The following is a 23779-nucleotide window of genomic DNA, read 5'->3' on the forward strand; positions in this document are numbered from 1 at the left end:
CTGTTATGCAGCCTAATCTTTGGTATGTTAATGTTGTTACTTTGACTCTACTTAGTTTACTAGGTTTTGGGATGGCGTACCCAGATAATAACCAGGTAAGCACAAATGCAAAGTTGAGGTATGATTTCGGAGAAAGAGCTCAAGCTTTATCCCAGAATAATCAACTCTCAGAAATTGCAAGGCTCAACGAAGAGGCTATCAAAGAATCTCGGCAAGGTCAATCGAAAGAAGCGTTGCAGAGATTACAAAAAGCATTAGCCATCAGCAGAGAACTTGGAGAGCGCTCTTGGGAAGCGGTAACATTCAACAACATCGGCAGAATTTACCAAAGTCAAGAAAAGTATCCTGAAGCACTTCAATATTATCAGCAAGCCCTATTAATTAACAAAGAACTTGGGGATCTCGTTCGACTTGGCAAAACATACAGTAACATAGGTTACTTGTTTGATATCCAAAACCAACCAGAGTTAGCAATTTTTTTCTATAAGCATTGCTTGATTAATCGTGAGAAAGCTCGCTTGAATCCATCAGCACTGAGTGCGCCACAACCAGATGCTTATAGCATAACTGTTAGTCAGACATATCGCATTTTGAGTGGACGATTGCTCAAACAGGAACGTGTTGCTGAAGCACAAAGGACAATGGATTTACTCAAAGTTGAAGAACTAGAGGAATATCTCCAGAATGTGCCAGGTAATCAACGTACTGTCAAAGGTATTAATATAGCGGCAACAGAAAAACCAATTCATGCTAAGTGGGATCAAAGCGTGGATAATGCTGTTGTGTTGGGTAAACAACTGACAACACTACGTAAAATTAAGCCTGAACAGCGATCACTCGAACAGAAACAACGGATCGAGCAATTAGTCTTAAATCAACAGCAACTCCTAGATAAATTTAACGAATTTATCAATAGTCCTTCAGTGAAAGCACAGGTAGAGCAAATTAGCCGCACAGCCAGGCGGCAAAATTTGGATTTGGAGAATCTCAACGAACTTCGGGATAATTTGGCGCGATTACCGCAAAAATCTGCACTACTCTACCCACTGATTTTAAAAGATAGCTTGGAATTGGTACTAGTAACTGCTGATTCTCCACCAATTCATCGCACCGTTGCTGTAAAACGCGAAACCCTTCATCAGACAATTGCTGCTTTCCGCCAAGCTTTAATCAATCCCAGTCGAAATATCAAAGCACCTGCACACCAATTGTATGACTGGCTAATTAAACCGATAGAAAAAGACCTGAAGCTATCAGGTACACAAACTCTGATTTACGCTCCAGATGACCAGTTACGTTACATTCCTTTAACTGCTTTATATGATGGCAAACAATGGCTAGTACAGCGCTTCAATGTGAGTCACATTACATCTGCCAGTCTGACTAACTTAAATACCCCACAACAATCTACTTTGCGGGTTTTAGCTGGTGCTTTTACTAAAGGGAATTATCAAATCAAAGTTGGTAATCGGCAGGTTGCTTTCGCTGGTTTGCCCTTTGCAACGCAGGAAGTAGAAAGTTTAGCAGCTGTGGTTCCTGAAACTACGAAGCTTTTAGACGATGCCTTTAGCCCCAAAGTCACTGTACCCCAAATGGATGATTATACAATTGTCCATTTAGCGACTCATGCAGCCTTTGTGGTGGGTAAACCAGAAGATTCGTTTATTTTATTCGGGAATGGCGATCGCGTTAACTTTAGAAATGTCGCCACTTGGTCACTCCCCCATGTCGATTTGGTAGTGTTGAGCGCCTGTGAAACCGGCTTGGGAGGTAAGTTGGGTAATGGTGAGGAAATTTTGGGCTTTGGCTATCAGATGCAACAAACTGGCGCTAGAGCCGCCATCGCCTCGTTGTGGTCTGTGGATGATGGTGGTACACAAGCACTCATGAGTGCTTTTTATGCTCTACTTTCCACTGATAAGTTGACTAAAACTCAAGCTCTACGACAAGCTCAAATCTCATTAATCACTGGAGACTGGAAGGCAATAAGTCATAATGTACCCGTAGCAGCAGTTAGTGACTTTAGTCATCCGTACTATTGGGCACCTTTTATTTTGATTGGTAATGGATTTTAAGTGTAAAAATTCATAATTAGGGAAAACACACAGTCAAGCAGATACAATGATAGTTACTACCGCCCAGATTCACTAGCTGACCTTAGTAACGCCTAATATCCGCGATTTCGATAGCTGTGATATTCCATTACTGATTACATAGCCCTAAGGAAAACTGTGTTAGCAAAGCTTAACGTACTCCTACGGGGAAGTGAGCTAGCAAGAGCGTCTACGTAGAGAAGTTTTCGCGTTTTGATGATATTTTGGGCAAAGAGAAGTGCCCAACTATTCAACCTCTGACTTTGGTGTGTTTTAACACCTTCCAGCAAAAGGCTCAAAATCCGGCTTGTGAGATTTTGGCAGATACAAAAAAATATGTGATAGGCTAGCGACGAGCCAATCACTTAATGGTAATGAAACAGGTAAGAGCGATCGCCAACTAAGCCATCATTACCAATTATCGATAATCAATTTCTAAGAAAGCGATCGACCTTTAAAACCTTAATACTTCTTGGCAAGAGTTTTAGAGCCTGTATCAGTTTGCATAGATTGCTTGACAAGATTAGCCAGTTCGTCTAGTTGGCTAATTGCCTCCGCACCTTCTAGCTTCATTAATTCGCGGTCATCCCGCATTTCCGTCCAAGTAATCCCGTAATCGGACACTAAAAATCGAATCAGATGGTTATCACCCAAGCTAACCATAAACGAAGCACTATTCATTTGGTCGCCACAGGTGTAACAAGACGCAGGATACCCACGTCGTTCTAATACAACCGCCAAGGCTTGCAGGTTCATTACCAAGTCTTGGACGAATTGTCGATGTTGATGTGCTAGTCTCAGAAACACTTTTGTCCTCCAGACACCACAGTCATTTGAGTCTCTTTTATATTTTCTTTAGATTTTCTCATCCACTGGTATTGTAGACTATTCATTACAATTACCAGACAAATGATATTGAGTCGTTAATTGACTACCTTGTTTAGGGTAGTAGATCGGGGTTTTGAACACCGTATCAAACTATTCAGTTTGCAAATTAAAAATCTCGGACAGAATTGCTAAATTTAACTATATCTTCATACATTTCTGTCAGGGTAGATTCTTACAGAAAGCGATCCGCTTTAAGAGTAACTTAAATCTACCACTAGTCAACTATAGAAAAGCTACATATTGTGTTTTAATTGACCATGTGCTGGCAAATCCACTGTAAGTAGAGGCTCTAACGTAGTTTTGCATCGTTATGGTGTCTTTTGCTTAGATGTTTGATCTATTCTCTTTCTAACGTAGATTTTGGTATAGATAAATTATACAGGTATAGCAAATTTCCTCCTCCTGTATAGATAAAGTTGAGCAGATGAGAGTGCAAATTTTATATTCAGTACTAAAAGCAGGTTAATTTTACTGCTTTACACAAACTTTACGTAATTAATACATAAGTTTGAATGTAGAACCCACAATCGATAAACTCAATACTGACAATACCTAAACTCAGGAGAGCAATGTTGCCATTACTGAGTAATTATTTTTTATTTATCACTAGTACAGCTTGGCAGTTGCTATATTTTTAAGACTAGCCCTTTCAAGGTGGGTGGAAATTTTAGTCCATATAATTCTTCTTTAACCTCTGATCTCTGTATCACGCCAGTTGCTACCTTACAGGAACGCTAAGAGCGTAGCTTGCTTCCCCGGAGGGGTACAAGTCTCTTAACCGCAGACGCTTGCAGGCTCGCTACCGCTGCGCTATCGCCCTTGGCGTCTCCCCTTCTCCCAAAGGGAGAGGCTAACGCCAAGGGAGAAGGGCGCACTGGCTTCTCTGTGCCTCTGCGGTGAAATAAATTACTTTTAAACCGCTCCAGGCACAGAGAACGCTGAGAAAAACAATCTTATTTTATAAGTCACCTGGAAAAGGCTAGTCCTAATTTTAATTTTTACCTCGTTTAAATAAAAGACCTTGGCAGTAAACCTGTCAAAGTCTCTTATTACTTACTTACTAAATATTACTTGTAGTACTAACAAGTTTTTCGCCTTTCAACATCCGCGCCGCAGCTTCAAGTAGAGCTTCTTCGAGATAGGGCTTAGTAAAGTAGCCACTAGCACCGAGTTGAGCAGCAATTTGTCTGTGCTTGTCAGCACCCCGCGAGGTGAGCATAGCGATTGGTAGGTGGTTGAGGTTAGGGTCTTTCTGGATGCGAGAGAGTAACTCCAGACCATCGCAGCGGGGCATTTCAATGTCGCAAAATACAATATCACAAGGCAGACCAGAGCGGAGTTTATCCCAAGCTTCCTGGCCGTCACGCGCCTGTTCTACGCGATAACCTGCTTTGTTAAATGTCAGGGATAGCAATTCTCTAACTGTAATTGAGTCATCGACGATCAGCACTGTCGGGTCAATCTTCACAGGAGAGGTATCTGGGGGAGTAGCTTTCTGTTGCCAAGAATTGCCATCAATTTCTGTAGAAATCCGTCCTTGGAAGATATCAATTATTTCCAGCACATCAGCAATAGGCATAATCCGACCATCACCCAGTACCGTAGCACCAGCTACACCAATGGGTTTAGGCGCTGGCCCTTCAAATTGCTTAATTACAATTTCTTGTTCGCTCAATACCAGGTCAATCTGTAGAGCAATCAGGGTATTTGCCGATCGCACTACAACCACAGAAACCATATCATCATCTCTGGTGCCGCCATAGACATTACCCCGACTGATTTGGCGATTGAAGGTTAAAAGTTCCTTCAGGGGTCGGAATGGCAGCACCGTATCCCGCCAGGAAATAAATGATTGCCCATTGGCATCGTGCTGAATATTTTTCAATGGTATATCGAGCGTATCTTCTACACCATCCATCGGGAAGGCAATTCTAGCTCGATCAGAGACGCAGCAGAGAGCTTTACAAATACTCAGAGTTAGTGGTAAACGAATGGTGAAGGTGGTTCCCTTGCCGATCGCAGAATCGGTATTCACTGTCCCCCGAATTTCGCTAATCTCGGCGCGCACTACGTCCATACCTACACCACGACCAGAAATTTCATCTGCTTGGTCTTTCATCGTAAAACCAGACTGGAACAGCAAATCGTAGACTTCCAGGCGAGACATGGCTTTTGCCTGCGCTTGTGTAATCATGCCAATCTTCACCGCCTTAGCCTTAACCTTTGCTGAATCGATGCCTGCACCATCATCGCCTACAGAAATGATCGTTTGGTTGCCTTGGTGGAAGGCACGAATAGTAATGATTCCCACGGGTGGTTTACCAGCAGCCTGTCGTTCTTCTGGCGTTTCAATACCGTGAGCGATCGCATTATTTAGCATATGAGTTAACGGATCGGTAAGATGATCCAAAATCATCTTGTCAATTAAGGTATCGCCACCTTCAATCACCAACTCTACTTGTTTGCCACATTTAATGGCGTTGTCGCGCACTCCTCGCCGCCAGCGATCAATAGTTTGGGCAAAATGCACCATTCGCGCTCTAGTTAATCCCTCTTGTAGCTGGGTGGTTACTTGGCGGAATTGCCTTGCTACTCGCTCGGTTTCTTCGGTTACAAAATCAATGTCACTAGCCGACTCACGCACTCGCACAATCCGCTCAATCATCTGCTGGGAGAGTGTATGGAAGGGAGTAAAGCGATCCATTTCTAACTCGCTAAAACCCCTATCGGCATTGGAATCAGGCGCTTGGAAGCCGGAGTCTTTCTTTTTGCGTCCAGCTAACAGAGAGGCTTCTAGTAGCGATCGCTCGTACAACTCCTGCATCCTTGCGCCCACATCCGAGAGTTGTTGTACCTGAATTAGCAAGTTATCTAATGACTGCCGCAGCCGTTCATGATCTTGCTCTAAGGTATTACGATTTACCACCAACTCCCCAACTAAATTACTCATATCGTCCAGTTGTTTAACTGGAACCTTCATCGTTTCTTCAAATCTTGCAGCGCGACGAGTAGAGGGGCGGGGAGTTTTATTGGTGTTATATTTTACTACTGGTGAATGGGATATTGTTTGATCTGCTTCTGCCAGTAACTTTTCCAAGTCACCAAATTCATCTTTTATGGCTGGTGATGGAATGGCATTTTTAGCCAAGACTGGTTGAATGTTCAAGGGCTGGTGTTGGTGTAGCCCGTCGTCGACATCGCGATCGTTATCTGTACCTAGCAATTCTTCCAGGGCAGCAAAATCTACTTCTGGTATTGACGTAGCTTTGGGGATGGGTGCTACTTCTTCTCCTAGTAATGCTGCCAAGTCTGCAAATTCATCTTCTGAAGCAACTTCTTCAACGGTTTCTGTCGTTGCCAATTCTTCAGTTGAGGCAACAATAGCATCTTCTGCCTCTGACACTGGTACAGGTTCAAATGTCTCTCTTAGATCCGACAAATCGGTTTCTACATCTTCCTGAATAATCGTTTGTGTTAAATAATTGACAGCTTGTGAGTCAGTTTTTGCCGCTTTTTCTCCTAATTCTTCCTGGTTTGCTGCTTCTGGCAGAGCAGTTTCTGTAAACAATAAATCATTCACAAAACCCAGTTCTATACCTTCAGAATCTGTGTTTTCTGGGAACTCAAAGGCAGTTTCTAAGTTATTGTTCCCCTCAGTATCTAAAACTTTTGGGCTTGTCTGGGGTAAAGCTGAAGTTTCTGTAGCTTCTTGTTCATCCACAGTATTATCTGTGGTGTCCATCTGAATATAAGTGGAGTCATCTGTCGCTACATCCTCAAACAGCAGTTGTAGATTTTCATCGAAAGAGTCAAACAAATCACCTGGCTGTATTTGGGGTGATACTAAATCTGAAGTTTCCCCAGAGCTGATATTTAAAGTAGACTCTCTAGCTTCTTGTTCATCCACAGCATCATCTGTAGTGTCCATCTGAATATAAGTGGAGTCATCTGTCGCTACATCCTCAAACAGCAGTTGCAGATTTTCATCGAAAGAGCCGAACAAATCACCTGGCTGTACTTGGGGTGATGCTGAATCTGAAGTTTCCCCAAAGCTAATATTTAAAGTAGACTCTCTAGCTTCTTGTTCATCCACAGTATTATCTGTGGTGTCCATCTGAATATAGGTGGAGTCATCTGTCGCTACATCTTCAAACAGCAGTTGCGGATTTTCATTGAAAGAACTGAACAAATCACCTGGCTGTACTTGGGGTGATACTAAATCTGAAGTTTCCCCAAAACTGATATCTAAAGTAGACTCTCTAGCTTCTTGTTCATCCACAGTATTATCTGTGGTGTTCATCTGAATATAGGTGGAGTCATCTATCGCTACATCTTCAAACAATAGTTGCGGGTTTTCATCGAAAGAACTGAATGAATCAAGTTCTAGATCAACAGCAGATATCTCTGGAGGCTGATTAGTAAATTCTGGAACAAAATCTAAAGCTTCTAGTTGTTGTGATCGCCTGAGAATTTCTTCCCCTGAATGCTTCGCAAACAACGGCGTTTCCGGCGTGGAGGCATCGTTGATTACAGGGGGAATAGTTGAGTTACTTGGTGCTAACTCATCAAACAAATCATCTCCAGAATCTGATGAGGATATCAAATCTAGCTGCTCTTGGTGCTGGAAATTGAGATCAAAATCTTCTTCGATGTCAAAACTGGCTATAGGAGAAGGTATGGACTGCTTACTGTTGGCAAAAATGTCATCAGTCGCCGCAGTAAACAAACTCTCATCTAACGCCCTTTCCACATTCTGTTCAATTAAGGAATCAAATTCGTCCAGTTCCTCTGTGGTTTCCTGGCTCCAGAAGTTGCTTAGATCATTTTCTGATTCAGAAAACTCAGGTGCTGTTGCTGAAGATGTATCAAATAAATCACCGATTTCTGGCTCACTTGTAGGGAGTAGTGTCTGTTCTTCCATTTCAGCAAACAGGCTGTCCATAGACAAGCCTGTTTGTTGGGGTAATTCTATGTAGTCACTAGGGGTAATTTCTTCTACCCAATTTGCATTTCTAGTTTCTAAGAATAAGTTATCAAAACTATTTTGTTGGTTAGTAGATAGTTCCACACTGGCGAACGCCTCAGTTTCTGGTTGAGTCACTTCGCCTGTAAGCAATAGTTCTGTATCATCATCTTCTAGTGCCAGTGTCAATAAATCTTCAACCACATCGTTTTTATTAACACTATTTTGGACAATCTCCCCAGGAGGTTGGTTTGGATCACGAGGAATTTCAGTAAATTCTTGTAAATTTTCTGGAGAATAAAAGTCTAAATTTAGATCAAGTACGTTGATATCACTCAACTCTACAGTTGTAGCAGATGTTTGTTGATTTTGCGGTTCTGAATTCTCATTTTCTAGGAAGTTGTCGCCAAATAACAGGGATAAATCTTCTGTTGTGGCTGTGGTTGTTGGGTACTGCTCGTTGCTTGTGTCTTCATCAAAGGAGAGTAAATCGGATAAATCACCATCAGCAGCGTCAGTGCTGCCCAAATCAATTCCAAAGTCATCAGTGGCAACAATATCTAAGGTTTCTTCTTGATGCCAGCTTTCATCTAGTTCGGGAGTCTCACCTTCAAATAAATCGGCAAGGGTATTTAACTCAGCTATTCCTACCTCTGGCCCATTGGGGTCAAGATTGCCACTGATTGGATGTGCTTCCTCATGTGCGGTGAAAGTAAGACTAGTGTGAGTTGCAGCGTTTAGTAGTGTCCCTTGGAATTGAAGGTAGGGGTGAACGCTAGTATCCTCGTCTAGATTCAGTTCCTCAGTTGTCTGGACTAGGTTAGTTATGACTAACGGCTCGGTATCACCAGATACAATTGGCTCAGAGGCAGTTGATGATTCTGTCAAGGCCACAGACTGTTCATCAAACAAATCAGGGGTAATTTCTAATAACTCAATTTCTGCAAAGCTCAAAAGTGCTTCTAGTTGCTGACTAATTGCAATTTCGGCTTCCCTACCTTGCAGGACTAATTCTTGAGCTTGCTTGATTTCAGTAATGACAATTTTAGCTAAAGTCAGATAAGTATTTTCAGGATTGCCGATCGCACTGGCTGCTGCTTGACACAAACCACACCACTTGGACAAATTCCAAGTCTCACCAAGTTTGACTAACTGGTAACAGCATTGCTGAAGATTTTGTCGCGTTGAGGGTGTTGGGGTTTGCTTAAATAGTTGCAACATTTCCCGCAGTCTTTGCAGCACCTGGGCTTGAAATTCGCCCCAATTATTATTTTCTTTAGCGGTGACTGGCGATCGCCCAGTCTCTTCTCTACCTTGGGCTGCGCTAGCTACGGGTTGCGTCTGGTAGAGAGCGTCTCGCACCTCCTGGGGTGCTACAGAGAGAGATATTTCTGGAGATTCTTGATGGGTGTCTTCTGCCAAACTGGGAATATCTCGCTGCAGGAAAAGTTCTGTAAGTGTAGAGACATTCTCTACAGAAGTTGTGTGTAGTTCTGTTGCCGAAGGACTGCTGGCTACTCCACTTTTTCCTTGTTCTACAAGTAGTTCCAGATGCTGATACAGCCATTGAAAGACTGGCTCAGTTTCTGACATTAAAGTATTAGCTGCATCTTCGGAAAGACCGAATGGCCCACTCAAATGCTCTAACAGGGATTTAAGGGTATCAGATACACCAAGAAATAAAGACTCTAACTTTTGGTCAATCTGAACCGGATGATCTTTGAGAACTTTGAAACAATCTTCCAGACGGTGGGAGGTATGCTGGATGCTAGTCAATCCAAGCATCGCCGCTCCTCCTTTGATGGAGTGAGCTGCCCGGAAGACTTCACTGATCATTTCCGGGTCGTTCAGAGTCCCCTCTAAATTCAGCAACCCCTGCTCAATGGTATTCAGGTGATCCCTGGCTTCTTCGATAAAGTAACCCAAAATCCGCTGTTGTTGTTCCGGCAGCATAGCAAAAGTTATGAGTTGTGAGTTATGAGTTATGAGCTATGAGTTATGAGTTATGAGTTATGAATTATGAGTTATGAGTTATGAGTTGTAATTTTTATTTCTAACTTCTCATTCTTAACTCCTAACTTTTTTTCAAGTTGTGAGTTGTGATTTTTATTTCTAACTCCTCACTCCTAACTCCTAACTTTTTTACCTGGTTTCCATAGTTTCCACTCGGAAACGTTCAACGGAGGCGATCAAGTCACGGGATACACCTACTAAGTGTTGTAGGGCACCTGAAACTCGCTGTGCTTCCTGGGAAGTTTCTTGGGCGGTGAGTTCTACTGATTGCATTACATGAGCGACGGCACGGGAGGTTTCAGTTTGTTCCACAGTGTCGCTGGTAATGGAGCGCACAAGAATATCGATGCGATTCGCTACTTGAATAATGTTTTCCAGCGATCGCTTGGCTTCTTCTGCCAATTTTGTCCCTTTAATTACTTGTTGTGTGCCTTCTTCCATTGCAGTCATTACAGAGCCTGTTTCGCTTTGGATTTGCATCACGATTTGTTCAATTTCCTTCAGGGATTTAGCTGATTTATCTGCTAGCTGGCGCACTTCATCTGCGACGATCGCAAACCCGCGTCCAGCTTCTCCCGCTCTTGCCGCCTCAATACTAGCATTGAGTGCTAACAAGTTTGTTCTGGAAGCAATTTGGGAAATCAACGCCACAATTTTAGAAATTTCTTGGGAAGATTCCGCCAACCGCTTCACTTTGCGAGTGGTTTCAGCAACGGTTTCCCGAATTTCTAAAATCCCCGCCACAGTATTTTCTACTGCTTCTCCACCTTTGAGAGCGATCGTACTAGCATCACGGGCGACGGTTTCAGCTTCCCGCGCTGCCTCTGCTACCCGCTGAATCGAGTCGGTCATTACCTGTACAGAATTTAGCGTCACTGCCAACTCTTCTGCTTGCCGCAAAGCATCACCAGATAAGGCTCTAGCAAAGGTTTCGGAGTTGGTTGCACCTTTTGTCACATCCTTGGCTGCTACTTTTACCTGTTGGACAATATCCCGCAGGTTTTGAATTGTCAGGTTAAAGGCGTCAGCTACGGCTCCCAGTACGTCGGCTGTCACTTCAGCTTGGACTGTTAAATCTCCTCTAGCAGCTCCTTCCACATCATCCAAGAGCCGAATCACCTGGCGTTGCAGGTTTTCTTTGGCTTCCTCTTGTTCATCAGCTTTCCGTTGGGCTTCACTTGTCGTCGTGAAAATTACCCGCGCCATTTCATTAAAGCCAGTGGATAAATGCCCCAATTCATCTTCGGAAAACACTGTGGCTTGAGCATTCAGATTTCCTTGGCGTACAGCCTCAAACTGAGTTTGGAGATCATTGGTTGTGCGCCGAATTTGTTTGAGCGCAAGATTCCCCATGAAGCCTGCGGTAGCAAAACCTGCAATCCCAGATGCTAGTGACATTGCCCAACCTGTGTTTCGTACTGATTCTCGTTGTTGGGCTGGCGAAAACGTGGTGGCGACAAAGCTAACTATGGCTACAACCAGCGCTGAGACAATGCCTACACTTCCAGCAATTAACCATTGTTTCCTTTCGATGGAGGCATTCTCTAATGGTGCTAACCATCCTTGCTCGATGCTGACGTTGGGTTCTTGCTTGGAGACATCTGTTTGGCTAAAGACTGGAACTGCTTCATGGGAACCAGTCATCGAGAATAGTTCCTCTTCGCGATCAGCTGCATTACTTAAAAAAGCCTCCGCGCTTTCAGGGCGTCCACTGCCACTAGTTTCCGCTGGAGCAGAATGCATTGCTGGATTACCAAAGCTAGAATCTCCTTCGATCAGGTCAAACCCTGGAATGTTGCCTAAATCGTCAAATTCCTCAAAGTCATCTAAAAACTCGATATTGCTCTTAGAATTTTCTTCATTCAGTATATTCTTTGAGTCTTCATAAGAACTTAACCCTTCTGAGCCAAAGGCAGACTCAAATGCTTCCATATCAAAATTTTCATCATCATCAAAGCTATTTTTACCGTTGAGTTCTCCTGATTTAAACTGCTTTTCTTCCAAAGGGAGATTGCTGCTAAAAGATGAAGATTCATCAGATAAATCCGGCTGAAAATCTTCCTTTTCTCCCAAATATTTTGACTTCAACCACTCATGTGCTTCGGTTTCAGGTAAATTATCTTGATTTTTGTATTCCAAGTTTTTTGTTGAGGAACTGTTTCTAAGTTCTTCTTCAACAATCAGTAACGTTTCGTCTCCCAAATTAGATTTTTTATGTTCTAAATTTTCGGTCTTAAGCTCTGGAGACTTTGGCTCACTCAACAAATCAAGGAAATCATTCTCGCTATTACTAGTTTGGGAATTAGAAGATGAAGAGTTATTATTGTCAATAGCTGAAGTTTTGCGATCAAGATTTATCCCATTATCTGAGAATTGACTATTTACTAATGATTCTTCCAGACTATCTTCTGACATATCTTCCTGCCAAAAAGCAGGCAACTCTAATTCTGTTTTCTCCTCCCAGTTGCTATTTGACTCTTGTCCCTGTAATTCTTCATTGAAGGCAAAAGGGTCGTCACCAAAAGCTATAGAAGAATCTGAGATTTTTACCGCTCCAATACTGTCTTCTGTGGGTATGTCAAATGGACTTTTTGAAGATATATCTTTACTGCCATTCAGAGTTTCTTCATCCTCTCCAAAAAAGTTAAAATCAAGATTCTTACTGTCAAACTCCTCACTAGCGCCCAAATCTTCTAATTCTTGTTCGCTATATGCCAGTGGATCAGACATTTCTGGGGAATTTATTTGCTTTTGACTTCCTGATGTATCAATCTGCCCACTGAATGACTGTAAATATTGATTGATATTCTCAATTCCATTATTGGCAAAATCAATAATTTCTTGATCTTTAGTCAAGCGTAAGACCTGTTGATATTCTTCTTTTGCTACATCGTACTGCTGCAAAACATAGTAAATGTGACCCCGTAACAAATGGGAGTTGGGATCATTTGGTAAATTTTGCACCACTTGGTCAACTAAAGTGGCGGCAACCTCATAATTCCTTTGAACATAGGCGGTCATCGCCTGTTGATATGTTGGCTCGTAATTATCAATACTTGCTGCCATTTCCTCCTCCAATTTCATCCTGCCCACCGTGCACTCCGTAAAATTGCCATTTGATCGAGCAGTCGTAGACACTGGTTATTTTTAGCACGTAATAACCACTCTCCACGTAAAAAGGGAGCCATAGTATCTGGAACATTAGTTGGTGGCATGAGATTCTGGACATCCAGCCAGTCCATACCACCGATTTCCTCGACTGCTAAACCCACTATTGTGTCTTGCTCTTCAATGGCAATTACCGGAATTTCAGCTCTATCCGTATTTAATGCACTTGCTTCCCCAAGAAATTGACCCAAATCAGCCACCCAAATAACTCGACCTCGTAAATTTAGAGTACCCAAAAGTAAAGGAGAAGCATTAGGAATCGGGGTGATTCTATCAGGACTTAGTTCAATTACCTCCCGAATGCCAGTTGCTTGTAGTGCAAACTCCTGATGCGAGGGAATGTAAAACCTCAAATGTAACTCACCTTCAGGACTTTCTACTTGTAATTCAGGTCGGAAATGGTCTTGACCACTGCCACTTAAAAAGTCCGGTTTGCTGACCATATTGCTTTTATCCTTATCCTCGCAGCAGTTGTTTGACAGTTCCCACCAACTCGGTTGGTTGAAACGGTTTGGCTATATAGGCGTCTGCACCCTGCTTCATGCCCCAATAGCGATCAAATTCTTCGCCTTTGGAAGAACACATAACCACAGGGACATTTTGGGTTTTTGGATCGGATTTTAACCGCCGACAAACTTCGTAGCCGTTCATCCGGGGCATGACAATATCCAATACCACTAAATCGGGAGGTGCTATTTGAATTGCCTCCAATGCTTCTAATCCGTCACTAGCATGGGTCACTGTTAGTCCAGTAGCTTTCAGGAGGTCTGTAATCATCTCCCTTTGCGCGATACTGTCTTCCACAATCAGAACTGTACTCATAAGTGTCTATTTACCTCCTGATGTAGACGTTCCTATTTGGAACATTCCTTGATTCCTCCGCAAGTATTAACTGTATAAATTAATTCTATTTTTTCACTATTTTCCTGGATATTGAGGTTTCACTGAGTTGGCTGACTCTGTGATAACATCTTTTAACTCATCTTTTAGTAGATCAACAAATCTTCGAGCTTTTTATGTGCCCCATGTCCTATGCCTCCTCAATTTTGGATTTGCGTTAACCAGTCAGACGCTACGCACAGTCGCTCTAAGCGAAGTCATGCCGTTGGCGCAGCCTCTCCAAGAGTTGGCTTTACGCTGCGCTATCAAGCGTCTTTTAGATTTTAGATGTTCAATCCAAAATCCAAAATCCAAAATCCAAAATCCAAAATCCAAAATTCTTCTGCCCCATGCCCTATTGAGAGTCGATGTTGATATATTTCTCTACAAGCATAAGTAACTCAGTATCTGTAAATGGTTTTGTTAAATAATCTGTAGCCCCGACCATCCTAGCTTTGACTCGATCAATAAATCCATCTTTACCAGTAAGCATGATAATCGGTATGAGCCGAAATGCTCTTGAATGGCGTAGCATGGCGCAAACCTCGTACCCCTCTAATTCCAACATGGCAATGTCGCATAAAATTAAATCCGGTTTGAGTTGAAAAATTAGACTCAGTGCCTCTAAAGGATTGGTGAGAGCGATCGCTTCATAACCTTGTGGTTGTAAGATGGAATTTACAGTCTCACCGATGGCGATCGCATCGTCAATACATACTATCCGCCCCCGATGTTTTCCCTTCAATTCCCAGTTATCCGTTTGGGTATCTGGTTTAGTTGTGACTGAATATACTAGTTGTAGCCAACTCTGTTGCACATATGGATATATTGCCTTCGCGACTGTCAAAATATCTCGGTTGAGATAGCGAGCCAATTGACGCAAGGATGTTTTACCATCAGCCCAATGTTGTAGCTTATTCACGGTTGCTTCTGGTAGGGAAGATTGTAGCTGAACTTTGTCAGATAGCACTGGCAATTGTTCTGGAGACTGAATGTGTGGATATAGTTGCTTCCACTCTTGCACCTGCTTCGTAATTTTTGTAACAAATGGAGCAATCTCGAAAGTGTTTAATTGCGGGGCAAGTGCCGTACCCTGATGAAAGATGAAGTTACCTTGGTGTAAGCTCAACAGGTCAAAAAGGGTTTCATGCACCAAGCCGTGAATGATACTACCAGCTATCTTTGGGTTGATAATATTCCGCTCCAAGAGTGCCCAAAGATAGGCATACTCTGGCGCGTCAGTTGATGGTAGGGAGGCAATTTGTTTCTCGGTGAGTCGCGTCTCAACTTGGTAATAACGTAAATAATCGCTAATTCTGGATAAACTACTTTCACCTTCTTGGCAATAAATAATTTGACCATTCAGGAAAAAGACGAACCAAGACTGTTGTTTGGGGCGATAAATGCTTGCTCCGTCTCCACCCAGTTTGTTGTTATGGTGAAAGCTATGAGCTTCTACCCATAGTTGCCCAGTTCGCTGTCCCAACTCAATCAATTGCAGGATACTGCAAATATCAATTTCATTTAAATTTCCCTGCATTTATCTAAAAAGTACTCCTTATTGCTGAATTCTGAATTCTGACTTCTTATTTCAGAGGATGTTTGAAAAGTTTAATTTATTACTAGCCCTGGCGACTAGAAGTCGCGACTATACAAACAAAACCCACCTCCGTGGGTTAAAAACCCTTCATTTTGTATTAGTCCACGGAGGTGAACTTCCCTACGGGACGCTACGCGTAGCTTGCTTCTCCGTTCGCGGAGCGTCTCGTAGAGAAGGAGTACCCTTGGATAGTAGCGAATTCTATTCGCCTAATACTTTTAAAACATCCTCTAAGTATTAATTATGGAGTATTGCAAAGATTATTACCCTGTTCCTTGTTCTCATCCGAGAATACATTAAACTATAAACCTTTATCTTTCGTAATACACTTCAACAAAGCTAGTGTTAACACGGAAGTCATCATCACTGTCATCAGTACAAAATATAAAGACGCGACCAAGTCGCTTTTATAAGTATCCAAGACGTAACATCTCGCGTCTATAGTTTTGTCTGTCTTGTTCTCCTAAACTTCGGTTCAGTGAGAGAAGTTAACAGAATTATTTAAGGTATATCCCAAAACAAAACACAAACTTTAAGTGCATCAATAAAGGACTAACGGTGTGCTGTATTTAGCAGAAGTACAAAAACAGAAAGGTGGTTTACTCAGCGGCGGTGCTAAAACCGAACTGAAACTGCTAGCTTGTCAGCGAACTGACCAGAATTGGAGTACTGTGTCGGAAGATGTGATTGCCGCTGAGGACGCAAGCAAATTAAATGATGGTGCTTTGGTACTGGTTGAACTGAATCCGAATCGTCAAGTGCAGCGGATTCAAGAAGCAGGGCGTCCACTAGTCAACATTTTGCAGAATTTTTCCCGCCAATTGGAGAAATTTAAGCTCAAGGAAGATGAGATTGATCAGTGGAAGCAGTCGCTGACGTTTCAGGCGCAAGAGTTGAATCGCCGTGAAATGGACATGGAAGTCCGATCAGAACAGTTGCAAGAAATGGAAGATGAGGTGCAACGCCTGGAGGAGCAAAAACAGCAAGTTGACACCTCGCGCCAGGAACTTGAACGATTGCAAGCAGAAAATGAGCGCAACCGCCAGGAGTTGGAAGGCGCTTGGGAGCATTTGCGTGGTGAGCAGCGTCGCCTAGAGGAACGTCAAGCGGATTTTCAACAAGGGACGGTTTTGGATGAGGAGCAGAGTCGGGTGATGAGTGAGTTACTCGATCGCTTGTCTAGTGGTGCGGCTCCCACGGAAACAGTCAGAGAACAGCTGCATCTGGTCTTTGAATTGGTCGAAAAGCAGCAAGCTACTCTAACCCCACACTGGCAAAAACTGGAGGAGCAAAAAACAGCCATAGCTCAACAGCAAGAAGAAGTAGAGCGTTTGTCACAAACCTTTAGCGATCGCCAAAACGCATGTCTTGAAGCACAAAATTCTCTAGTCCAGCACACAGCCCAATTGCAGATAAATACAGCAGACCTTACTAGCAAGCAAGAGTATGCTCGGATAATCAAAGAGCAGTTACGAAACGCCGAAGAGTTATATCAACAGATTCACTCTTTAGCTGCAACATCTGGTGATGTAGTTCTCGGACAGCAAGCTGATGTAAAAGCTTTGGATAAAATGCCTTTAGAAGAACTACAAAAGATAGTGCAAGACTTGCAATATAAGTTACAAATAGACGCTAGCTTTGTTCACGATCAAGAACAAGAACTGACATATAAACAAGAAGCTATAGAAGAACTCCAAACTAAAAGAAATCACGCATCTGACCATGACCACATCAATTTGGAACTGGAACTAACGGATGAAAAAGACCTCTACCAGATGCTAAACTCCAGTTTGGTGGGACAACGCCGCAATATGCTACAGCATCAGAAATTTCTCAAGCAACACCAAGCTGTACTGCTGCGGCGGCAAGGACATACTCTTACTGATGAAGAAGAAAGTAATAACAAAATTAATTTAGAACCGATTCTGTTACAAATTGAAACCCAGCGGCAACAATATTCACAGGAAATCCCAAAACTGGAACGGGAAATTGAGCAGATTCGTTCTGGTATTGAGCTAAATCAAGGAATGATTGACAATCAAACTCACGATCTAGATCAAAAGCGCCAACAACTCAAAGCGATCGAGGAAAACTTGCTGTCCCTGCGAACAGCGATCGCTGAGTACTGGGGTCGGGCGAATCTGTATCAAGAAGCACTACAACCAATTCAGGATTCACTCGATGGCTTACGACAAAAGCTGCAAGGAATTGGAGAATCTTTAGATCAATTCCAGGAAACTGGTGATTATCAAGTCCAAGCGATCGGCCAGTTGCGTCATACTCTCCAAAGTTTAATATCTCAGCCAGAATTACTAGCGTCTTAACAAGTTAGGAGTTAGGAGTTATAGTGGTTCCCAGGTGCATGAAGTACATCATATCAAAACCTTATTCTCAACCCTTCTCCTTACTAACTAAATCTCAACACCTAAAACCGAAAACTTCAAACTCCAAACTCTTAACTCCTAACTATTTAAAACAGATCCAGTCGCCTTCTACTTGAGCGATCGCACCACCAGGAAATGGATCAGTTTGCGATCGGTTGGGCGCTATAATTAAAGCCGTTAATTTTTCGATGTGCTCAAAACTAGGGGCATCAGTAAGTATTTGCTGCAATACCTGACGCATCACCCGACGTTGCAGTGCCAATGGTGCTTTTTGCAATACCCGGCGATTTAACCGTAAGGGAAGAAGGCGAATAAGAGAATCTTTTTCATCCCCAATGCCCCATGACATCGCCTTTTCTCGCAACTGCTGGGCAGCTTTTTCTAAATATTCCACTTCTGCTTGGAGAAGTTCTGCTGTTTGGGCTAAGGCTGATTCTACTTGAGGGTTGAAATTATCCCGCAAATATGGTAATAGCTCTTGGCGAATCCGGTTGCGGGCATATTGCAAATCTTGATTGGTAGAATCTTCCCAAATTGGTAATTTAAACTCTTGACAAAATTGCTCTGTTTGTAAGCGAGTGATTTCTAAAAGTGGACGCACTAGCATAATGCTCGTAGTTAGAGGGCGTTGCCAAGTCAGGGCTTGTAAGCCATCAGCACCAGTACCGCGAATTAAGTTGTAGAGGAGAGTTTCGGCGCGATCGCTGGCAGTATGTCCTGTAACTATATATTGATAATTATTTGCTTGAGCGATCGCACTTAAAGCTTGATAGCGCCAATCGCGCGCAGCAGCTTCACTATTTACCGGAGCGATCGCTGTTTCTAAATAAAAAGATATACCCCAAATTTTAGCTAAGTTTTCGACATGATGAGCATTAGCTTGGGAGTCAGAACGCCAGCGATGATCACAGTGAGCAATACCTAAATCCCATCCCCATTTGGATTGTAAATCTAAAAGTAATTTTATTAAACATAAAGAATCTTGTCCGCCAGAGACAGCGACTAATAGACGCTGGTTGCGCTCAAATAAGTGACGCGATCGGATGGTGCGATGTATTTTTGCATGTAGGGGAGTCCATACCATTTTTGGAACTTCTCATAGTTTTTGGATTTGACTTGCAGCTATAACTTCTTAAACAGTTAATTTTAATCCTCTCTGCGTCTGTGCGTGAATCTTATCTCCAATTCAATGGATAATATACGGAATCTTGGATAAATTCGTAGGTAATTTAATGGCTGAAATTCAAGTTGGTATTGAAGGCGAAAACGCACCAGCAGCAGCCGAGGCTTTGCTAGAAATTCCTGGAATATCGGGAAGCTATGAAGTTCCGACGCAAAGAGAGGCGACTCTAGCAGCTATTGCTACTATTGTCGGCATTGTGGGTGGTGCTGCTGCTTTAGCTGAACAAATCCGCAAATGGTATCAAGAATGGCATAAATCCCATCCAGGAAAACAATTTGATGTGGTAATCCTTGACCCTGATACTGGAAACAGGATTTTACTCGAAGAAGCTACTATAGAGGAAATCACGGAAATCCTTAAATCTCTCAGCAAATAAAGTGCAAACTATCCGCATTCAACTTCGGGAAAGTACGCAGGAAATAGTTGAACTCAGGTATTGGCTACCTGAAATAAAGCACTATGAATCACGTCGCCTGAAATTAGCAGAAATCGCTGATTTCCTCAAGCAAGGTGAACGAGATTACTATAAACTGCTGCCCAATTTAGCAGGAATCGGGAAGCAGTTATTTTTTTGGTTGGATGGGGATGGACGGTGGTTGAGTCGGGGAATTGCTAATTGTTGCGGTGAGGGGTTGCTAATTGCCATTGATACTGATAAACAACTGGCACATCTACCTTGGGAAGTGCTGCATGATGGTGAGGATTTTTTAGTCAAGCGGGTTAATCCAGTGGTGTTACCTCTGCGCTGGATTGAAAAAGAAACGGAACCGTTTTCTGTGGAAGCACGACAATTGCGAGTATTGTTTATGGCAACCGATCCGGAAGATGTGGAACCAAAGTTAGAGTTTGAACAGGAAGAGGCGAGAATTCTGGCAGATACGCGAGATTTTGCTTTAGATTTACGGGTCGAAGAAAGCGGTTGCGTTAGCGAGTTGGGTAAGGTGTGGAGTCGCTATTTTAATAAGTTTGATGTGTTTCATCTCACAGGACACGCGTCGATTAGTCCTCCTGAAGCGGAAAAGAACCCCACCCCCAACCCCTCCCCGCAAGCGAGGAGGGGAGAAGATTTAGAGGCGAATATGCCTTACTTTATTACTGAGACGGAAATTGGGGAACGTCACGAAACCACAGCAGCAGAACTGGCCGAAGTCTTCCGGTTTCGCTTTCCCAAGTTGGTATTTTTGTCTGGGTGTCGGACTGGACAAGCACCAGATAAAGGGGCTGTCCCTTCAATGGCTGAGGCACTAATTGCCCAAGGGGCCAGGACGGTATTAAGTTGGGGGCGGCCTGTGGAAGATCGGACAGCCACAGCCGCCGCCGCGCACCTCTACGGGAAATTGGCGGCTGGATATCAATTAGCTGAAGCACTCGCTAGCACTTACCAGCAGTTGTTTAAACAGAATGTGCGTGACTGGCATTTGTTGCGTTTATATATTCAGGGAGAATGTCCCGGTGCGTTGGTGGAAGTGTTGGGAGATGTGCCACCCTCTGCGCCGGAACCTGCATACCAACAGTTTTTAGATCCCGATACCCAACAGGTGCGGGTGGCGAAACCCTCTGAGTTTGTTGGGAGACGGCGGACTTTGCAACGTTGTCTCAAAGCAATTCGCACTTCATTAGGGGTACTAATTCACGGACTGGGGGGTGTGGGTAAGAGTACTGTGACGGCGCGACTTCTGGAAAGGATGGTTGGCTATCACAGGCTGGTGAACTTTCGGCAACTGGATGAGGACAAACTGCTCAAAACCCTTGCTGAACAATGTACCTCGGAACGGGGGCATGAAATTCTCAATGGCAAGTTACCTTTGATGCAGCGCCTCACCAAGTTTTTCACTGAAGGACTGAATACCAAAGAACAGCGCTTTGCCTTTGTGCTAGATGATTTTGAGGCGAATTTGGAATTACAAAATGGGGTTTACATTTTGCAACCACAAGTTGTGGATGTACTGCTGGCGTTACTAAAGGCGATGCAAAATTCCCAACTTCCCCACAAGGTAATTATTACCTGTCGCTACAATTTCACATTGTCGGAACTGAATCATCGTCTGTACCGCGAACCTCTGGGCGCTTTGGGTGGGGCAGATTTAATTAAAAAGTATAATCGTCTGGATTCGTTTAATGGCAGTTGGCAATTTCAGCCAGATTTGCCCGAACGTGCCAAACAAGCAGCAGATGGAAATCCTCGGTTGTTGGAATGGTTAGATAAGATTTTGCAAAATTCCCCCAAGTCGCCGGAAGCGGAGAGGGGAGTTGAGATGATTCTGCAAAAGATGGAGGAGAAGGAAAAGGAATTTCGTGAGGATATTTTGGCTGAGGAATTGCTGAAGCAGCAAACTCCAGCTTTGCGTCAAATGCTGGGGAAGTTGTTGGTGTATGAGTTACCTGTTCCTCAAGCTGCAATTTCCCTGATTTGTGAGGATATCTCAAGTTGGGATCATATTCAACGCGCTGAAATTTTGGGTTTGTTGGAAGTTACCCTCACCAACAACACAGAGAGGTTGTATCGTGTTCCCCGGATTTTGTCACCGTTGCTAGAGTTTCCAGAAAACCCCAAGGGTGAAGAGTTGTATAAACAAGCTGCACAAATTTTGTATCGTCTGTGGTGGGAGGCGGGAGGTGCGACGGAAGCAAAAATGTTAGAAATTCATCGCTTGGCTTTGTTGGGTAAGGATGGAGAAATCGCCGCGAAAATAGCGGATAATTTGACATCTCAATGGAATACAAGCAGCCGATATCGAGAAATTCTCAGGACTTGCAAAGCTACATTAACAATTATTAAAGACTATCGCCTTTTCCACCGTTTAGCTAGAGCAGAGAAAAGCCTTGGTGAGGTAAATCAAGCGCTTGAACATTATCAACAAGCAATACATAATTGTCCTCCAGAAGATGAACAAGAAAAAGCACTAAGTACTGCTGACTTGGCAACACTCTATGTGCAACAAGGGCAAGTCAATGAAGCAATGAATCTCTATCAGCAGTCTCTTGAACTCTACGAACGCCTTGGGAATTTTGCTGGCAAAGCGGCGACGTTGCACCAACTGGGAATTCTCTACGCCAACAAAGGGGAAGTGGATCAAGCAATCGCACTCTACAATCAGTCTTTGGAAATAAATGAACGCATTGGTAATGTTCAAACCAAAGCAGCGACGTTGCACTGTCTGGGAATGATCTATGCTAACAAAGGGGAAGTGGATCAAGCGATCGCACTCTACAATCAGTCTTTAGAAATAAATGAACGCATTGGTAATGTTCAAAACAAAGCAGCGACGTTGAACAATCTAGCAAGTATCTACGCCGATAAAGGGGAAGTGGATGAAGCGATCGCACTCTACAATCAGTCTTTAGAAATAAAAGAACGCATTGGTAATGTCCAAGGCAAAGCGGCGACGTTGCACCAACTGGGAATTCTCTACGCCAACAAAGGGGAAGTGGATCAAGCGATCGCACTTTTCAATCAGTCTTTGGAAATATTTGAACGCATTGGAGATGTCCAAGGCATAGCGATGACGGTGCAAAATCTGGGAATTCTCTACGCCAACAAAGGGGAAGTGGATCAAGCGATCGCACTCTACAATCAGTCTTTAGAAATAAATGAACGCATTGGTAATGTCCAAGGCAAAGCGGCGACGTTGCACAATCTAGCAAGTATCTACGCCGACAAAGGGGAAGTGGATGAAGCGATCGCACTTTTCAATCAGTCTTTGCAAATAACAGAACGCATTGGTGATGTCCAAGGCAAAGCAGCGACGTTGCACCAATTGGCAAGTATCTACGCCGATAAAGGGGAAGTGGATGAAGCGATCGCACTCTACAATCAGTCTTTAGAAATAAAAGAACGCATTGGTAATGTCCAAGGCAAAGCGGCGACGTTGAACCAACTGGGAATTCTCTACGCCAGCAAAGGGGAAGTGGAGCAAGCGATCGCACTTTTCAATCAGTCTTTGCAAATAACAGAACGCATTGGTGATGTCCAAACCAAAGCGGCTACATTGCAATGTCTGGAATATCTACGCCAACAACGAGGAAGTGGATGAAGCGATCGCACTTTTAAATCAGTCTTTGGAAATAAAAGAATGCATTGGAGATGTCCAAGCCAAAGCGGCGACATTGAACTATCTGGGAATGCTCTACGCCGATAAAGGGGAAGTGGATCAAGCCATCGCACTCTACAATCAGTCTTTGGAAATATTTGAACGTATTGATGATGTCAAAACCAAAGCTGCGACGTTGCACCAACTGGGAATTCTCTATTCCGACAAAGGAGAAGTGGATCAAGCGATCGCACTCTACAATCAGTCTTTGGAAATAACTGAACGCATTGGTAATGTTCAATGGAAAGCGGCGACGTTGTACCAACTGGGAAATATCTACGCCAACAAAGGGAAAGTGGATCAAGCGATCGCACTTTTCAATCAGTCTTTGGAAATATTTGAACGCATTGGAGATGTCCAAGACAAAGCGGTGATGTTGGACTATCTGGGAATGCTCTACGCCGACAAAGGGGAAGTGGATTAAGCGATCGCACTTTTCAATCAGTCTTTGGAAATATTTGAACGCATTGGAGATGTCCAAGACAAAGCGGTGATGTTGGACTATCTGGGAATGCTC

Annotated in this window: 12 protein-coding genes; 5 read left to right on the plus strand and 7 right to left on the minus strand. The window is 43.3% G+C overall.

Annotated elements, in window-relative coordinates; translation table 11 throughout:
• Nucleotides 1–5: 5 nt before the first annotated feature.
• Nucleotides 6–2075, plus strand: coding sequence for a CHAT domain-containing protein (locus tag V7K48_RS28395; protein WP_335077595.1), 2070 nt, complete (start codon nt 6–8; stop codon nt 2073–2075).
• A gap of 480 nt (nt 2076–2555) precedes the next feature.
• On the opposite strand, the gene V7K48_RS28400 is transcribed toward V7K48_RS28395, so the two are convergent.
• The 6 genes from V7K48_RS28400 to V7K48_RS28425 form a co-directional block, all read right to left on the minus strand.
• Nucleotides 2556–2900: a DUF1815 family protein gene (locus V7K48_RS28400; RefSeq protein WP_069074034.1), complete on the minus strand. Its 345-nt coding sequence runs from the start codon at nt 2898–2900 to the stop codon at nt 2556–2558.
• A gap of 1141 nt (nt 2901–4041) precedes the next feature.
• Nucleotides 4042–9897 (minus strand): hybrid sensor histidine kinase/response regulator, encoded by a 5856-nt coding sequence (locus V7K48_RS28405; protein ID WP_335077597.1) that lies wholly within the window; start codon nt 9895–9897, stop codon nt 4042–4044.
• Nucleotides 9898–10086: 189 nt separating this feature from the next.
• Entirely contained in the window at nt 10087–13023 is a 2937-nt protein-coding gene (locus V7K48_RS28410) for a methyl-accepting chemotaxis protein (protein ID WP_335077599.1), read from the minus strand.
• A gap of 14 nt (nt 13024–13037) precedes the next feature.
• Nucleotides 13038–13568: a chemotaxis protein CheW gene (locus tag V7K48_RS28415; protein ID WP_334977853.1), complete on the minus strand. Its 531-nt coding sequence runs from the start codon at nt 13566–13568 to the stop codon at nt 13038–13040.
• 13 nt (nt 13569–13581) lie between these two features.
• The gene (locus tag V7K48_RS28420; protein WP_069073698.1) at nt 13582–13947 is read right to left on the minus strand and encodes a response regulator transcription factor; all 366 of its coding nucleotides are present in this window, start codon (nt 13945–13947) and stop codon (nt 13582–13584) included.
• A gap of 412 nt (nt 13948–14359) precedes the next feature.
• Nucleotides 14360–15544: a response regulator gene (locus V7K48_RS28425; protein WP_335077601.1), complete on the minus strand. Its 1185-nt coding sequence runs from the start codon at nt 15542–15544 to the stop codon at nt 14360–14362.
• A gap of 620 nt (nt 15545–16164) precedes the next feature.
• Here V7K48_RS28425 and hmpF point away from each other — a divergent pair.
• Nucleotides 16165–17928: a pilus motility taxis protein HmpF gene (gene hmpF / locus V7K48_RS28430; protein WP_335077603.1), complete on the plus strand. Its 1764-nt coding sequence runs from the start codon at nt 16165–16167 to the stop codon at nt 17926–17928.
• 142 nt (nt 17929–18070) lie between these two features.
• Here hmpF and tilS read toward each other — a convergent pair whose 3' ends face one another.
• Nucleotides 18071–19072: a tRNA lysidine(34) synthetase TilS gene (gene tilS, locus V7K48_RS28435; RefSeq protein ID WP_335077605.1), complete on the minus strand. Its 1002-nt coding sequence runs from the start codon at nt 19070–19072 to the stop codon at nt 18071–18073.
• A gap of 148 nt (nt 19073–19220) precedes the next feature.
• On the opposite strand from tilS, the gene V7K48_RS28440 reads away from it, so the two are divergent.
• From V7K48_RS28440 to V7K48_RS28450, 3 genes are read left to right on the plus strand one after another with little or no spacing between them, the layout of a single operon-like run.
• Nucleotides 19221–19547 (plus strand): hypothetical protein, encoded by a 327-nt coding sequence (locus tag V7K48_RS28440; RefSeq protein ID WP_335077607.1) that lies wholly within the window; start codon nt 19221–19223, stop codon nt 19545–19547.
• 1 nt (nt 19548) lies between these two features.
• The gene (locus V7K48_RS28445; protein ID WP_335077609.1) at nt 19549–23205 is read left to right on the plus strand and encodes a tetratricopeptide repeat protein; all 3657 of its coding nucleotides are present in this window, start codon (nt 19549–19551) and stop codon (nt 23203–23205) included.
• Nucleotides 23138–23686: a tetratricopeptide repeat protein gene (locus tag V7K48_RS28450; protein ID WP_335077611.1), complete on the plus strand. Its 549-nt coding sequence runs from the start codon at nt 23138–23140 to the stop codon at nt 23684–23686. Before V7K48_RS28445 ends, V7K48_RS28450 begins: the two co-directional genes overlap by 68 nt.
• Nucleotides 23687–23779 lie beyond the last annotated feature (93 nt).

The sequence above is a fragment of the Nostoc sp. genome, assembly GCF_036919615.1.
Taxonomy (GTDB): Bacteria; Cyanobacteriota; Cyanobacteriia; order Cyanobacteriales; family Nostocaceae; genus Nostoc.